11 protein-coding genes are annotated in these 14,996 nt (G+C 69.9%); 8 read left to right on the top strand and 3 right to left on the bottom strand.

The window, feature by feature from the left end; genetic code table 11:
• The gene (locus AC3A6J_RS12615) at positions 1-294 is read right to left on the bottom strand and encodes a hypothetical protein (protein WP_487860284.1); all 294 of its coding nucleotides are present in this window, start codon (positions 292-294) and stop codon (positions 1-3) included.
• A gap of 169 nt (positions 295-463) precedes the next feature.
• Here AC3A6J_RS12615 and AC3A6J_RS12610 point away from each other — a divergent pair, with 169 nt between their 5' ends.
• The 7 genes from AC3A6J_RS12610 (at position 464) to AC3A6J_RS12580 (ending at position 10,003) form a co-directional block, all read left to right on the top strand.
• Positions 464-964 carry a sigma-70 family RNA polymerase sigma factor gene (locus AC3A6J_RS12610; protein WP_487860283.1) on the top strand — a complete coding sequence of 167 codons (501 nt, stop codon included), beginning with the start codon at positions 464-466 and terminating at the stop codon, positions 962-964.
• 73 nt (positions 965-1,037) lie between these two features.
• On the top strand, positions 1,038-2,015 hold the full coding sequence (locus tag AC3A6J_RS12605) for a FecR domain-containing protein (protein ID WP_487860282.1): 978 nt from the start codon (positions 1,038-1,040) through the stop codon (positions 2,013-2,015).
• Positions 2,016-2,110: 95 nt separating this feature from the next.
• The gene (locus tag AC3A6J_RS12600; RefSeq protein WP_487860281.1) at positions 2,111-4,591 is read left to right on the top strand and encodes a TonB-dependent siderophore receptor; all 2,481 of its coding nucleotides are present in this window, start codon (positions 2,111-2,113) and stop codon (positions 4,589-4,591) included.
• A gap of 84 nt (positions 4,592-4,675) precedes the next feature.
• Positions 4,676-5,191 carry a sigma-70 family RNA polymerase sigma factor gene (locus AC3A6J_RS12595; RefSeq protein WP_487860280.1) on the top strand — a complete coding sequence of 172 codons (516 nt, stop codon included), beginning with the start codon at positions 4,676-4,678 and terminating at the stop codon, positions 5,189-5,191.
• 14 nt (positions 5,192-5,205) lie between these two features.
• The gene (locus tag AC3A6J_RS12590) at positions 5,206-6,204 is read left to right on the top strand and encodes a FecR domain-containing protein (RefSeq protein WP_487860604.1); all 999 of its coding nucleotides are present in this window, start codon (positions 5,206-5,208) and stop codon (positions 6,202-6,204) included.
• Positions 6,205-6,269: 65 nt separating this feature from the next.
• Positions 6,270-8,717, top strand: a complete 2,448-nt coding sequence (fhuE, locus tag AC3A6J_RS12585; RefSeq protein WP_487860279.1) for a ferric-rhodotorulic acid/ferric-coprogen receptor FhuE — start codon at positions 6,270-6,272, stop codon at positions 8,715-8,717.
• A 221-nt stretch (positions 8,718-8,938) separates the two neighbouring features.
• Positions 8,939-10,003 carry a phosphotransferase enzyme family protein gene (locus AC3A6J_RS12580; RefSeq protein WP_487860278.1) on the top strand — a complete coding sequence of 355 codons (1,065 nt, stop codon included), beginning with the start codon at positions 8,939-8,941 and terminating at the stop codon, positions 10,001-10,003.
• Between the two features lie 16 nt (positions 10,004-10,019).
• On the opposite strand, the gene AC3A6J_RS12575 is transcribed toward AC3A6J_RS12580, so the two are convergent.
• Complete coding sequence (locus AC3A6J_RS12575) at positions 10,020-10,955, bottom strand: AraC family transcriptional regulator (protein ID WP_487860277.1); 936 nt, start codon at positions 10,953-10,955, stop codon at positions 10,020-10,022.
• Positions 10,956-11,054: 99 nt separating this feature from the next.
• Between AC3A6J_RS12575 and AC3A6J_RS12570 the strand changes: the two genes are divergently transcribed.
• Positions 11,055-11,804, top strand: a complete 750-nt coding sequence (locus tag AC3A6J_RS12570; RefSeq protein ID WP_487860276.1) for an SDR family oxidoreductase — start codon at positions 11,055-11,057, stop codon at positions 11,802-11,804.
• A 2-nt stretch (positions 11,805-11,806) separates the two neighbouring features.
• Here the strand turns inward: AC3A6J_RS12570 and AC3A6J_RS12565 are convergent, their stop codons facing one another.
• Entirely contained in the window at positions 11,807-14,986 is a 3,180-nt protein-coding gene (locus AC3A6J_RS12565) for an efflux RND transporter permease subunit (protein WP_487860275.1), read from the bottom strand.
• Between the last annotated feature and the right edge of the window lie 10 nt (positions 14,987-14,996).

The following is a 14,996-nucleotide window of genomic DNA, read 5'->3' as shown; positions in this document are numbered from 1 at the left end:
TCAGCCTCCCAGGCGCGGCCACAGCCAGCCGCATGCTGCGAGCGCGGCAGTCGGCACGAGAAGGCCGGCCCACATGCGGGCCAGTGGCACCGGCGAAAAAGCCCAGATCACGGCAAGCGGATAAGCGACAAAGCCGAGCTGCATGCCCGCCAGCACCGCATCGGCGCGCGCGGACGGCAGCACCGCGCCCACGAACACGGCCAGCGCGGCAGCCAGCGCATAGCCGCCGAGCACAGCGGCCGCGAGGCGGGAAAGGACGGCAAGGCCCGGATGGGCAAGGATGGAAGAAGGCATCGGGCGGGGTGAGTGAGCGGACGAGGCGCCAACAAAAAAAGCACCTCTCCCCTACATGCGCAACGAGGCCGAAAAAAGGGCCATCCGAAAGCCCGCGCGGCGCGGCCGGGCATCGATGCTTATAAAATGAGATTAGTTCTCAATTGCATTGGCGTCTTCTTCCTCCTTCATGTCTCCCGCCGACACCCGCGCCATGCAGGCGCTCTACACCGAGCACCACGGCTGGCTCAGCAGCTGGTTGCGCCGGCGCCTGGGCTGCACGCACAGCGCCGCCGACCTGGCGCAAGACACCTTCGTGCGCGTGCTGCTGCGCCCGCAGGTGCTGCCCACGCTGCGCGAACCGCGCGCCTACCTGACCACGCTGGCCAAGGGCGTGGTCAGCGAGCACTGGCGCCGGCAGGCCCTGGAGCGCGCCTACCTCGAGGCGCTCGCGCTGATGCCCGAGGCGCTGGCGCTGTCGCCCGAAGACCGCCTGCAGCTGCTGCAGACGCTCGACGAGATCGACGCGATGCTCGACGGCTTGCCGCCCAAGGCGCGCGAGGCCTTCGTGCTGTCGCAGCTCGAGGGGCTGACCTACGCGCAGATCGCCGAGCGCCTGGGCATCAGCGAACGCACCGTCAAGCGCCACATGGCGCTGGGCTTCGAGCGTTGTTTGGCGCTGGTCGAGTGAGCGCCGCGCCGGGCCGCCCCAAGCAAGCTCGCTCCCGCTTGGCGGGAAGGCGCGCAGCGCCAAGGGTGCACCCGTGAGCGCCTTGCCGCCGGTGCCGGACGCCGCCGTGCTGCGCGAAGCCGCGCAGTGGCTGGTGCGGCTGCACTCGGGCCAGGCCGGCGCAGCGGACCACGCGGCCTGCGCGGCCTGGCGCCATGCGGACCCGGCCCACGAGCACGCATGGCGGCGCGCCGAACGCCTGTCGCAGAAGTTCGGTGCCGTGCCCGCAGCGGTCGGCGTGCCGGTGCTCGCGCGGCAGGCCCGCGGCAACCGACGCGCCGCGCTGCGCACGCTGGCCCTCGTGACCACGTCCGCGCCGGCCGCCTGGCTCGGCTGGCGCCTCGCGCCGTGGGACAGCTGGACTTCCGACCACGCCACCGCCACCGGCGAACGGCGCGAGGTGCACCTGGTCGACGGCAGCCGCGTGCTGCTCGACACCGGCAGCGCGATCGACGTGCGCATCGACGGTCTGCAGCGCACGGTGCAACTGCGCGCCGGCGCGATCAGGGTCAGCACCGCCGCCGATGCGCGGCCGTTCGTCGTCGAGACGGTGCAGGGCCGGCTTCGCGCGCTGGGCACGCGCTTCACCGTGCGGCAGGACGACGCGGAGACCGCGGCAACGCACGGGCCTGCCGTGCGGCTGGCCGTCACCGAAGGCGCCGTCGAGGTCACCCTGCGAGGTGCCTCGTCGCCGGCCGCGGTGGTGGCCGCCGGCCAGCAGACCGTGCTGAGCGGCCAGGGCGCCTCGGCCCTCGCCGCGGTGTCCCCCGAGAGCCAGGCCTGGACGCAGGGCGTGCTCTACGCCGAGAACATGCGCCTGGCCGACTTCTGCACCGAGCTGTCGCGCTACCGGCCCGGGCTGCTGCACTGCAGCCCGGAGGTCGCGAACCTGCGCATCTCCGGCGCCTTTCAGCTGCGCGACACCGACTACGTGCTGTCGATGGTGGCGAGCACGCTGCCGGTGCAGGTGCTCATGCGCACGCGGTGGTGGGTGACGGTGGCGCCGGCCTGAGATTTTTTCCGCCGGCCCTGTCCCCTTTTGGTGGTTCGTCGGGCAAGCCATGGAGCCGCACTGCAAGTGCGGCAAGAACAGGACCACCACCGACCATGCCAACGCCCTCTTCCCGCAACGCAGCCCTGCGCCCATCTTCCCTCTGCCTGGCCATCGCGCTCGCCGCTTCGGGCGGCACGGCCGCAGCGCAGGCGAACCCGCCCGCCGGCGCAGCCACCGCGGCCCACGACATTCCCGCAGGCGCACTGGGCCCGGCGCTGTCGCGCTTTGCCGCGCAGGCCGGCGTCACGCTGTCGTTCGACCCGTCGCTGACCGACGGCCGCCGCACCGGTGGCCTGCGCGGCAGCCATGCAGTGGGCGAAGGCTTCGCGCGCCTGCTCGCGGGAACCGGCCTCGAAGCGGTGCCGCGCGAAGGCGGCGGCTACACGCTGCGCCAGCAGCAGGCGGCAGACGCGAGCCCCTCCGCCGCATCGGCGGGCGCGGGCGCGCCGATGCTCAGCGAAGTGCGCGTCACGGCGCAGGCCGAGCGCAGCGCGGTCACCGAGGGCTCGGGCTCGTATGCCAGCCGCCGCGTGACCGTGGGCAAGGGCGAGCAGACGCTCAAGGAGATCCCGCAGTCGGTCACGGTGGTCACGCGCCAGAAGATGGACGACCAGAACCTGAACACCATCGACGACGTGCTGGCCCAGTCGACGGGCATCACGATGTACGACAGCCCGATGGGCGGGCGCTATGTCTATTCGCGCGGCTTTCGCGTCGACACCTACCAGTACGACGGCGTGAACCGCGCCTTCTACTATCCGCAGGCCAACAGCTTCACGAGCAATGCCGCCACGCTGGACCGCGTGGAGGTGGTGCGCGGCGCCACCGGCCTGCTGCAAGGCGCCGGTTCGCCGAGCGCCACCATCAACCTGGTGCGCAAGCGCCCGACGGCTGACAAGCAACTTCAGGTGTCGGCCGGCGCGGGCTCATGGAACAACTACCGCGCCGAGGTCGATGCGAGCGGCCCGTTGAACGAAGCAGGCACGCTGCGCGGCCGCGTCGTCGGCAGTGCCAACGACCGCGACTATTTCTACGACCATGCGAAGAGCCGCACCGGCGTGCTGTATGCCGTGCTCGAGGCCGACCTCGGCCCGCAGACGCTGCTCACCGTCGGCGCCAGCCACGAGACGCTGCGCGCGCGGCCGTTCTTCCAGGGCCTGCCGCGCTACAGCGACGGCGCCGACCTGCGCCTGCGCCGCTCGACCTCGCTGGCGGCCGATTGGAACCGCTGGGAAAGCGCGCAGACCTCGGCATTCGCCGAACTCGCGCACCGCTTCAATGCCGACTGGTCGCTCAAGGTCACGGCGGGCTACGTGCGCGAGGCGCAGGACATCAAGTACGCCTTCGCGCTCGGGGCCGTCAACCCGGCGACCCTGAGGGGCAATGTGATGTACGCCGGGCTGTTCGATTTCGAGACCGACAACAAGACGCTCGACGTTGCCGTCGACGGCAAGTTCGAGGCCTTCGGCCGCAAGCACTCGGTGAACTTCGGCGCCAACACCGCCCGCATGCGCAACCACAGCGACTTCTCGCTGATCCAGTTGCCCGGCGTCGCCAACAACGTCTTCGCGCCGGTTTCGGCGATCCCCGAGCCGACCCGCGGCACCTTCCTGGCGAACCGCTACCGCGGCGGCGACACCGACACGCGCATCACGCAGTCGGGCGCCTACGGCGTGGCGCGCCTGAGCCTCAGCGATCCGCTGACGCTGGTGCTCGGCGCCCGCGTCACGCGCTACCAGGCCAACGAACGCGACCGCATGACCGGCGAGGCAATTGTCGATCCGTACCGCGAGAGCGGCGTCCTCACGCCCTACGGCGGCCTGGTCTACGCGCTGAACCCGCAGTGGTCGGCGTATGCAAGCTACGCCGACATCTTCCAGCCGCAGAACGCGGTGACCGCCGCCGGCGACATGCTGCCGCCGGTGAAGGGCCGCAACTACGAACTGGGCCTGAAGGGCGAGCTGATGGACGGCAAGGTCAATGCGTCGCTGGCGCTGTTTCGCGTGGACCAGAACAACCGCGCCCAGGAAGACCTGACCAACGTCTGCTCGCGCAGCACCTACTGCTACGTGTCCACCGGCAAGGTGCGCAGCCAGGGCTTCGACGCGGAAATCAGCGGCGAGGTGGCGCGCGGCTGGCAGGTGTTCGCGGGCTACACCTTCAACGAATTCAGGTACCTGAACGACACCGCGAACGCCGGCATCGACTTTGCCAGCACCTATTCGCCGAAGCACATGCTGCGCCTGTGGACCGACTACCGCCTGCCCGGCGCGCTGAACGCGTGGACCGTGGGCGGCGGCGTCAACTTCCAGACCGCAAGCTCGCGCACCACGGGCGCGATCACGCTCGAGCAGGCCTCCTACGCGGTCTGGGGCGCGCGCATCGGCTACCAGATCAACCGCAACTGGTCGGCCGCGCTGAACGTGAGCAACCTGTTCGACAAGACCTACTACCAGACCATCGGCGCGCCGGCATGGGGCAACGTGTATGGCGAGCCGCGCAGCGCGATGGTGACGTTGCGCGGGAAGTTCTAGGCGGCTGCCCGGCGTGGGCAGGGCCGGCTAGAATGAGAATGCTTCTTATTTGATAACGTCGGCCCGGCCGGCGTGCCGCAAGCCATGCCCGCCGCCCAAGCCGTCCAAGCTGCCCACCCGCAAGTCCGCACCCTCTACAGCGACCACCACGGCTGGCTGCAGTCGTGGCTGCGCCGCAAGCTCGGCAATCCGAGCGATGCGGCCGACCTGGCGCAGGACACCTTCACGCGCCTGCTCACCGCACGCCATCCCGAAGTGATCGTGCAGCCGCGCGCCTACCTCACGAGCGTGGCCAAGAACATCCTCGTCAACTGGTATCAGCGTCAGGCGCTCGAGCGCGCGTACCTCGAGGCGCTGGCCACCATGCCCGAACCCGAGGCACCGTCGCCCGAGCAGCGCCTGGCGATCCTGCAGACGCTGCACGAGATCGACGCCATGCTTGATGCGCTCAAGCCGGCCGCGCGCCGCGCATTTTTGCTGTCGCAGATCGATGGCTGGAAGTACGAGGACATCGCACGCGAACTGGGCCTGTCGCTCGCCACGGTGAAGCGCTACATGCAGCAGGGCTTTCGCGGCTGCCTGGCGCTGATGGAAGGCTGAGCGGCGTGAAAGGCATGGACGCACTCGCGCCGCGCGTGCTCGACGAGGCCGCCGAATGGCTGATGCGGCTGAACGACAGCGCCGCCTCCGACGACGACCGCCGCGCCTGCGAGCGCTGGCGCCAGAGCCACCCCGACCACGCCCGCGCCTGGGCCCGCGCCGAGCTGCTGATGAACAAGCTCGGCGCCCTGCCCTCGTCGCTCGCGATGCCGTCGCTGGCGCGGACCGAACGCCGGCACGGCGGACGGCGCGCCGCGGTCGGTCGGCTGGCCGCGCTGGCGGCGGCCGTGCCCGCAGGCTGGCTCGGCTGGCAACTCGCCACCGAGCGCGGCTGGACCGCAGAGCACCGGACCGCGACCGGCGAACGCCGCGTGCTGCGCCTGGCCGACGGCAGCAGCGTGACGCTCGGCACCGCGAGCGCGATCGACGTGCGCTTCGACGCGGCCGAGCGCCTGCTGGTGCTGCGCACGGGCGAGATCCTGGTCGCGACCGCGCCCGACACCAGCACAGCCGTGCACCGGCCGTTCCGCGTGGCGACCCAAAGCGGCGTAATGGAAGCGCTGGGCACCCGCTTCAGCGTGCGCACCGGCGACGACGACGGCGGCGCGACACGCATCGCGGTGTTCGAAGGCGCGGTGCGCATTGCGCCGCACCGGGCCGCATCGCGCGTGCTCGCGGCGCCGCAGCAGGCGCGCTTCACGGCCGAGCGCATCGGCGACTTCACGCCGGCCGATGCGGCCGACGCGGCCTGGGCAGAAGGCATGCTGACGGCCGACGGCATGCGCCTGGCCGAGTTCGCGGCCGAGCTGTCGCGCCACCGGCCCGGCCTGCTGCAGTGCGACGCGGCCGTGGCCGACCTGCGCATCTCGGGCGCGTTTCCCCTCGACGACACCGACCGCGTGCTGCGCATGCTGGTGTCGACCTATCCGGTGGACGCGGTGAGCCGCCTGCGCGGGCACTGGGTCACGCTGGTGCCGGGACCGGCTCGAAAAAATATTTCCGCGGCGGGGTGAGACTTTTTTTCGTTTCGGCTGGCAAGGGAGTGAACACGCCTCCTTCTTCCACCGGTCCGAACGACATGCCACTTTCTCTTCCTCCTTCTCTTCGCGCCCTTTCCGCCCTTCGCCAGGCCGTGCTGGCGCTCGCCCTCGGCGGGCTCGCGAGCGCGGGCATGCCCGCCTTCGCGGCCGGCGAAGCGACGCTCGACGCGGCCTCGCCCCGCAGCTGGAACATTCCCGCCGGCCCACTCGGCCGCACCCTGTCCAGCTTCGCGGCGGGCAGCGGCATCGCGCTGTCGTTCGACCCGGCGCTCACGCAGGGCCGAAGCAGCCCGGCGGTGTCGGACCGCTACACCGCGCGCGAGGCCGCCGAGCGGCTGCTCGCCGGCAGCGGCCTGCAGCTCGCCTTGCGCAGCGACGGCAGCTACACGCTGAGCCGCAGCGGTGCGGACGGCAGCGCTGCGGGCATCGCCACGCTGGCGCCGATCACCGTCCTGGCCGCGGCCGACCGCAGCGGCACCACCGAAGGCACCGGCGCCTACACCACGCCCGCCACGGCCGCCGCCACCGGGCTCGCGCTCTCGCTGCGGCAAACGCCGCAATCGGTGACCGTCATCACGCGCCAGCAGATCGACGACCAGAACCTGCTGTCGCTGGGCCAGGCGATGAAGAGCGTTCCCGGCGTCTTCTCGGTGAGCTCCGACAGCGACCGCACCGATCTTTACGCGCGCGGCTTCTACATCGACAACTACCAGTACGACGGCGTGCCGACCAACGTCACGACCGACTTCTTCGGCGCCTCGACCAATGACCCGGTGCTGTACGACCGCATCGAGGTGGTGCGCGGCTCCACCGGTTTGCTGACCGGCGCGGGCAATCCGTCGGCCTCGGTCAACCTGGTGCGCAAGCATGCCGACAGCCGCGTGTTCGCGGGCACCGCGTCGCTCGCGCTGGGCTCGTGGAACCTGCGCCGCGCCACGGTCGATCTCTCGACACCGGTGACGGCCGACGGCCGCGTGCGTGCGCGCTTCATCGGCATGACGGAAGACCGCGATTCGTTCATCGACATGTACCACGGGCGCAAGCACGTGCTCTACGGCGTGGTCGACGCCGATCTTTCGCCCGACACGACGCTGAGCGTGGGCATCGACTCGCAAGCCAACCGGCCCACCTCGTCGACCTGGGGCGGCCTGCCGCTGACCTTTGCCGACGGCGGCCCGACGCGCTGGGATGCGGGCAAGACCATCGGCACGCCGTGGACGCACTGGGACACGACCAGCACCACGGCGTTCGCGAACCTGGCGCACCGGCTCGACAACGGGTGGGCGCTCAAGGCCAACGCGTCGCATCGCGACAGCAAGCAGAACGCCAAGCTGCTGTACCTCTTCGGCGGGCTCGACCGCCTGAGCGGCACCGGCCTGGGCTCGCTGCCCGGCTACTTCGAGCATGCGTTCCGACAGAACAGCCTCGACCTGCAAGCGACCGGCCCGTTCCGGCTGCTCGGCAGGCAGCACGAACTCGTGGTGGGCATCACGCACAGCGTCTCGCGCTACGAAGAGGCCAACCATGCGCGCAACAGCCCGCTGCCCAGCACCGGCAATTTCTATCTCTGGAACGGCGCATACGCCGAGCCGAGCTGGGGCGCGCTCGACGTGACAGCCGTCAACAAGACGCGCCAGACCGGCTACTACGGCGCCGCGCGCCTGTCGCTGGCCGATTCGCTCAAGCTCATCGTTGGCGGCCGGCAGAACAACTGGCGCTCGCACCGCCTCTCGGACGACGACCGCGCCACGCGCCGCCACGAGGTGTTCACGCCCTATGCGGGCCTGGTGTACGACCTGAACGAGAGCGTCTCGCTGTATGCGAGCTACACCGACATCTTCCAGCCGCAGAACTACCGCGACGCGAGCGGCGCCTACCTCGACCCGGTCACCGGCCGCAGCTACGAGGTCGGCATCAAGGGCGAGCACCTGAACGGCAAGCTCAACACATCGATCGCCATCTTCCGCGCCGAGCAGGAGAACGTCGCACAGCGCGACGGCACCCGACTCGTGCCCAATTCGACCGAAGGCGCCTACTACGGCGCGCGCGGCGTGACGAGCAAGGGCATCGAGCTGCAGGTGTCCGGCGAGCTGGCCGAAGGCTGGCAGCTGAACGGCGGCATCGCACGCACGCTCGGCCGCGACGGCAGCGGCGACCGGATCAACCCCACCATGCCGACCACGCAGGCCACGCTCTTCACCAGCTACCGCCTGCCGGGCGCCTGGCACCGGCTCACCGTCGGCGGCGGCGTCAACTGGCAGAACCGCGTGTACCACCCGTACAGCGTGGGCGGCGTCGACATGCGCTACACCCAAGGCTCCCGCGCGGTCGTGAGCCTGATGGCGCGCTATGCGTTCTCGCCGCAGCTGTCGCTGCAGCTCAACATCGAGAACCTGCTCGACAAGCGCTACTACAGCAACATCGACGGACAGGCGTTCTTCGGCACGCCGCGCAACGCGGTGGCGACGCTGAGCTACAAGTTCTGAGTGCGCGCGGCGTCGGCTGGCGGCCCGCCGATGCCTGCGCAGGTCGGCACTGAGACAATGGGGGTGTAACCAAGGACCCCGAATGTTTTCCCATGTCTTCCTCGGCGTCAGCGATTTCGACCGCAGCCTGTGCTTTTCAGGCCTTCGCCCGCACCACCCCCACGACTACCACGGCGCATCCGTTCGCGAACCCGAAGCGAACAGGCTGTGCGTCGCCTGCCATGCACCGACGGCCGCTGATGCGTGAGGTGGTCGACACGCCAATCAAGACCTGGGACCACGACCCCGATCTCGTCGCCACCCACACCACCGCCGCGCATGCCTCGGTGGTGCGATGGGTGACGCAGCACCACGGCATCGCCGTGCGGCAGTGCCACCTGATCCGCCGCGGCCTGAACGACAACTACGCGCTGCATTCGATCGACGGCACCCGCTACGTGGCGCGCCTGTACTCGATCCGTCCGCGCGGCGACTTCAACATCGACTTCGAACTCGCGCTGCTCGCCCACCTGGCAGCCAAGGGCGCGGGCGTGGCGGCGCCGGTGCCGACGGCGGACGGGCGCACGCACATCCGGCTGCGGTTTCCCGAAGGACCGCGCGCACTGGCCCTGTTCCACCATGCCGAAGGCACCACGCCTGACTCGCTCGCCGACTACGAACTGACGGCCCGCACCCTGGCCCACATCCACGAGGCAGCGCGCGACTACGCGGGCCCGCCCAGCCGCTACACGATCGACGGCCACCATCTGGCGGGCAGGACCCTGGTCCACCTCCGGACGCATCCGGAGCTCGACGCCGCGCTGTTCGATGCGTACCGCAGCCTGACGCACCGCCTCGTCGACGAGCTCGCCGCGGTCGAGGGCGGACTGACGCGCGTGATCTGCCATGGCGACACGCACGGCTTCAACAACCATGTGTACACCGACGCGGCCGGCACCGCGCGGTCGGTGTTCTTCGACTTCGACGATGCGGGCCCCGGCTTTCTCGCGTACGAGCTCGGAGTGCTTCCATGGTCGCACCTGATGCGCAAGAACCTCAAGGAACCCGACGACGTGCTGCGCGAGCGCTGGACGCACTACCTGCGCGGCTACCGCGTGGGCGGCGGCGAAGTCAGCGAGCGCGACATCGCGGCGCTGCCGCTCTTCGTGCAGCTTCGGCACCTGTGGAACATCGGCGAAGCCGCCGGACGGCTGCACCACTGGGGCACGAACTCGGCGCCTGCGGACTGGCTGCACAAGCAGGTCGAGATGTTCGAGGCGTGGCGGGGGCTGGACCTGCGCGCCTGAGGGGCTGCCTCAGCCCTCAGGCGCGAAGCGCCTCTTCGCCCACCCGTGCATACAGCCCCGGCGGTTGCCCCACATGGCGACTGAACGCGGTGCTGAAGGTGCTGGCCGAGCCGTACCCCACGCGCTCCGCCACCTGCGCGATTGCCAGGCCGTCGCGATGCAGCAGGTTCTTGGCGAGCGCCATGCGCCACGACAGCAGGTATTCCATCGGCGGCATGCCGACCGCGCGCGTGAAACGGTCGAAGAAGGCCGAGCGTGAGAGTGCGCTCTTGCGGGCGAGCTGCGCCACCGTCCATGCGCGGCCCGGATGGCCGTGCATCTGCCGGAACGCGGCAGCCAGCCGTGCGTCGGCCAGGCCGCGCAGCAGGCCCGGCGGCGCCGCGTCGCCGGGCGCGGTGCGCAGCGCCTCGATCAGCAGCAGCTCGACGAGACGCGTGAGCACCAGTTCGCGCCCGGCCCGCCGCTCGAGCGATTCGTCGCGCACCAGGCGAACCAGCAGCGGCAGCCGCTCCGAGCCCCGCACATGCAGCACGGCCGGCAGCAACGACACCAGCATGGCCGCATCGGGCGAGCCGAACGCGAAGTAGCCGCCCAGCATCCGCACCTCGGCCCGGCCGGTGCGCGTGCCGTGCCGGATCTCGCCGGCGCCGCCGCTGTTGTTGCTGCCGGCCGCGGCGGCCAGCGCATCGATGGCGACGGCGGGGCCCGGCACGAGGCTGGTCATGGTGAAGCCCGGCGTTGCAGGCAGCAGGACGAAGTCGCCGGCCGTGAGCGTGATCGGCGCGTGCCCATCGAGCGCGAGCAGGCAGCTGCCTTCGAGCATGGTGCAGAAGCTGGGTTGCTTGAACGCCGAATAGCGCACGCCCCACCGCCCGGCGCCACTGATCACCTTCGAAAAAACGGCGCGCGGCTGGAGGATGGCGATCACCTCGGCCAACGGATCGCTGGTCATGCCTGGACTCCTGCCAATGGAATGTGGACTCCCGATTGTAGAAAGTCCGTCCCGGTCCTTCTATCGTCGAGGCTTCACGCACCACCAGCAAGGAACACCATGAACACCGCCACCGTCCTGATCACCGGCTGCTCGTCCGGCTACGGCCTGCAGACCGCCCGCCATTTCCATGCCATGGGCTGGCACGTCGTCGCCACCATGCGCACGCCGCGCGGCGATCTTCTGCCCGACTCGCCGCGCATGCGCGTGCTGCCGCTCGACGTCACGCAGCCCGCGAGCATCGCAGCCGCACTGGAAGCGGCCGGGCCCATCGACGTGCTCGTCAACAACGCGGGCATCGGCCTCTTCGGCGCATTCGAGGCCACGCCGATGACCACGGTACGCGAGCTCTTCGAGACCAACACCTTCGGCGTGATGGCGATGACGCAGGCGGTGCTGCCCGCCTACCGCGAACGCCGCCGCGGCGTGGTGGTGAACGTGACCTCGAGCGCCACGCTGGCGCCGATGCCTCTGGTGGCCACGTACACCGCCAGCAAGACGGCGATCCAGGGCTTCACCGCCTCGCTCGCGCACGAACTCGCGGGCTTCGGCATTCGCGTGAAGCTCGTCGAACCCGGCTATGCACCGACCACGCGTTTCGCCGCCAACGGCGAGGCGCGCATGCAGGGGCTGGTGACCGAAGCCTATGCACCCTTCGCGCAGTCGGTCTTCGAGATGTTCACGACGATGCCGGCCGTGACCACCGAAGCGGACGTCGCCGAGGCCGTCTGGCAGGCGGCCACCGACCCTGGTGACCGCCTGCACTTCCCGGCCGGCGCCGACGCCCTTGCGCTCGCGGCGGGTGCCTGAGTTCAGCCCGCGGCGGCGTCCGGCTCGGCGAGCGCTTCTTCCGCTTCCTCGGCGCGCCGGTGCACCATGCGGTAGAGGATCGGCAGCACGAAGAGCGTCAGCGCGGTCGACGAAAGAATGCCGCCGATCACCACGGTGGCCAGCGGGCGCTGCACCTCGGCACCGGTGCCCGTGGCGATGGCCATCGGCACGAAGCCGAGCGACGCCACGAGCGCGGTCATCAGCACGGGCCGCAGCCGCGTGAGCGCGCCTTCGCGAATCGCCGCGTCGAGCGGCATGCCGCCTTCGCGCAGGTTGCGGATGAACGAGATCATCACCAGCCCGTTCAGCACCGCCACGCCCGACAGCGCAATGAAGCCGACCGCGGCCGAGATCGAGAGCGGAATGCCGCGCATCCAGAGCGCCACGATGCCGCCCGTGAGCGCGAACGGAATGCCCGTGAACACGAGCAATCCGTCGCGCACGTTGCCGAACATCGCGAACAGCAGCATGAAGACCAGCAGCAGCGACACCGGCACCACCACCTGCAGCCGGCGCGTGGCCGACTGCAGGTTCTCGAACTGCCCGCCCCAGGTGGTCCAGTAGCCCGGCGGCACCTTGACCTTCTGTTGGATCGCCTCCCCGGCCTCGCTCACGAACGAGCCCAGGTCGCGCCCGCGCACATTGGCGCTCACCACCACGCGGCGCTTGCCGTCTTCACGGCTGACCTGGTTCGGACCGGGCGCGAGCCGCAGCGTGGCGACTTCGCCGAGCGGGATGAAGTGGGTCTTGGCCCCGCCCCCCGCTTCGTCCGAACGCGGCAGTGCCAGCGGCAGGCGCTGGATGGCCGCGATGTCGCCGCGCAGCGCCTCTGGCAGCCGCACCAGGATGTCGAAGCGCCGGTCGCCCTCGAACAGCGTGCCGGCTTCGCGCCCGCCCACGGCGGTCGACACGGTGTCCTGGATGTCCGAGATGTTGAGCCCGTAACGCGCCGCCTTGCCGCGGTCGATGTCCACGGTCAGCATCGGCAGCCCCGTGGTCTGCTCGACCTTGACTTCGGCCGCACCGCTCACCGTGCCGAGCACGCCGGCGATCGCGGTGGCAGTGTCGTTCAGCACATCCATGTCATCGCCGAAGACCTTGACGGCCACGTCGCTGCGCACGCCCGAGATCAGCTCGTTGAAGCGCAGCTGGATGGGCTGCGACAGTTCGTAGCTGTTGCCGGGCAGCGCGGCCAGCTCCTCCTGCACCGCGGCCAGCAGTTCATCGCGCGTCTTGCGCGGGGTGGGCCACTGGTCCATCGGCTTGAGCATCACGTAGGCGTCGGAGATGTTCGGCGGCATCGGGTCGGATGCGATCTCGGCCGTGCCCGTGCGCGCGAACACGCGGTCGATTTCGGGAAAGCGTTCCTTGAGCCGGCGCTCGAGCTGCATCTGCATCTCGACCGACTGGCTCAGGCTGGTGCCCGGGATGCGAAGCGCCTGCACCGCGAAGTCGCCTTCGTTGAGGCTCGGCACGAACTCGCTGCCCAGCCGCGTGGCGACCAGGCCCGACAGCACCACCGCCACGATCGCAAAGGCGACCACGACCGGCCTGGCATTCATCGCGCGGTCGAGCAGCGGCGCGTACGCGCGGCGTGCCCACTGCATGAGCCGGTTCTCCTTCTCGGCCACCTTGTGGCCAATGAAAAGGGCGACCGCCGCAGGAATGAAGGTGATCGAGAGGATCATCGCGCCGAGCAGGGCGACCACCACGGTGAACGCCATCGGGTGGAACATCTTTCCTTCGACCCCGGTGAGCGCAAAGATCGGCAGGTACACGATCATGATGATCAACTGCCCGTAGAGCAGCGGCCGGCGCGCTTCCTGGGCCGCGGCAAACACCTCGTGGAGGCGTTCGCGCCGCGTCAGCGCGCGCCCGGCATGGGCCTGCGCATGCGCGAGCCGCCGCACGCAGTTCTCCACGATGACCACCGCCCCGTCCACGATGATGCCGAAGTCGAGCGCGCCCAGGCTCATGAGGTTGGCGCTGACCTTCTGGCTCACCATGCCACTGAAGGTGAACAGCATCGACAGCGGAATCACCATCGCGGTGATGAGCGCGGCGCGGATGTTGCCGAGAAACAAAAACAGCACGGCGATCACCAGCACCGCGCCTTCGAGCAGGTTCTTCTTGACCGTGTCGATCGCCTTGTCGACGAGCACCGTGCGGTCGTACACCGTGACCGCCTTCACCCCCGCGGGCAGCGTGCGGTTGATCTCCTGCATCTTGCGGTCGACCGCCTGCGACACCGAGCGGCTGTTCTGCCCGATCAGCATGAACACCGTGCCGAGCACGACTTCGCGGCCGTTGTCGGTCGCCGCGCCCGTGCGCAGCTCGCGCCCGATGCCGACCTCGGCCACGTCGCGCACGCGGATCGCGACGCCGCCGACGTTGCCCAGGATGATGTTGTTCAGGTCCTCGATGCCGCGGGCCTGGCCCGGCGTACGGATCAGGTACTGCTCGCCGCGCCGCTCGATGTAGCCCGCGCCCACGTTGGCATTGTTGCGCTCGAGCGCGCTGACCACGTCGGCCATGGTGAGGCCGTAGGACGACAGGCGTTCCGGGTTCGGCGCCACCTGGTACTCCTTCTCGAAGCCGCCGATCGAGTTGATCTCGGTCACGCCGGCCACGTTGCGCAGCTGCGGCTTGATGATCCAATCCTGCACCTCGCGCAGGTCGGTCGGCGTGTAGGGCGTGCCGTCGGCCTTGCGCGCGCCCTCGTCCGCCTCCACGGTCCAGAGGTAGATCTCGCCGAGACCGGTCGAGATCGGCCCGATGGCCGGGCTGATGCCGTCCGGCATCTGGGTGCGCGCCGACTGGATGCGCTCGTTGACGAGCTGCCGCGCGAAGTAGATGTCGGTGCCGTCGTCGAAGATCACCGTGACTTGCGACAGGCCGTAGCGCGACAGCGAGCGCGTCTGCTGCAGGCCTGGCAGGCCGGCCATCACGGTCTCGATCGGATAGGTGATGCGCTGCTCGGCCTCGAGCGGCGAGTAGCCCGGCGCCTCGGTGTTGATCTGCACCTGCACGTTGGTGATATCGGGCACGGCGTCGATCGGCAGCTTCTGGTAGCTGTAGACGCCGAGCCCCGCCATCGCGGCAACCGCGAGCAGAACCAGCCAACGCTGCGCGATGGCGAAGGTGATGATGCGTTCGAACATGTGTTCTTCG

The organism is Variovorax sp. Soil_C_39 (assembly GCF_057656815.1).
This window is presented reverse-complemented; position numbering and strand designations above follow the sequence as displayed.

Bases quoted from the DNA above. Each gene is read 5' to 3' on its own strand.
- AC3A6J_RS12615 (WP_487860284.1), bottom strand. From the start codon at position 294: ATGCCTTCTTCCATCCTTGCCCATCCGGGCCTTGCCGTCCTTTCCCGC.
- AC3A6J_RS12610 (WP_487860283.1), top strand. From the start codon at position 464: ATGTCTCCCGCCGACACCCGCGCCATGCAGGCGCTCTACACCGAGCAC.
- AC3A6J_RS12600 (WP_487860281.1), top strand. From the start codon at position 2,111: ATGCCAACGCCCTCTTCCCGCAACGCAGCCCTGCGCCCATCTTCCCTC.
- AC3A6J_RS12595 (WP_487860280.1), top strand. From the start codon at position 4,676: ATGCCCGCCGCCCAAGCCGTCCAAGCTGCCCACCCGCAAGTCCGCACC.
- AC3A6J_RS12590 (WP_487860604.1), top strand. From the start codon at position 5,206: ATGGACGCACTCGCGCCGCGCGTGCTCGACGAGGCCGCCGAATGGCTG.
- fhuE (WP_487860279.1), top strand. From the start codon at position 6,270: ATGCCACTTTCTCTTCCTCCTTCTCTTCGCGCCCTTTCCGCCCTTCGC.
- AC3A6J_RS12580 (WP_487860278.1), top strand. From the start codon at position 8,939: ATGCACCGACGGCCGCTGATGCGTGAGGTGGTCGACACGCCAATCAAG.
- AC3A6J_RS12575 (WP_487860277.1), bottom strand. From the start codon at position 10,955: ATGACCAGCGATCCGTTGGCCGAGGTGATCGCCATCCTCCAGCCGCGC.
- AC3A6J_RS12570 (WP_487860276.1), top strand. From the start codon at position 11,055: ATGAACACCGCCACCGTCCTGATCACCGGCTGCTCGTCCGGCTACGGC.
- AC3A6J_RS12565 (WP_487860275.1), bottom strand. From the start codon at position 14,986: ATGTTCGAACGCATCATCACCTTCGCCATCGCGCAGCGTTGGCTGGTT.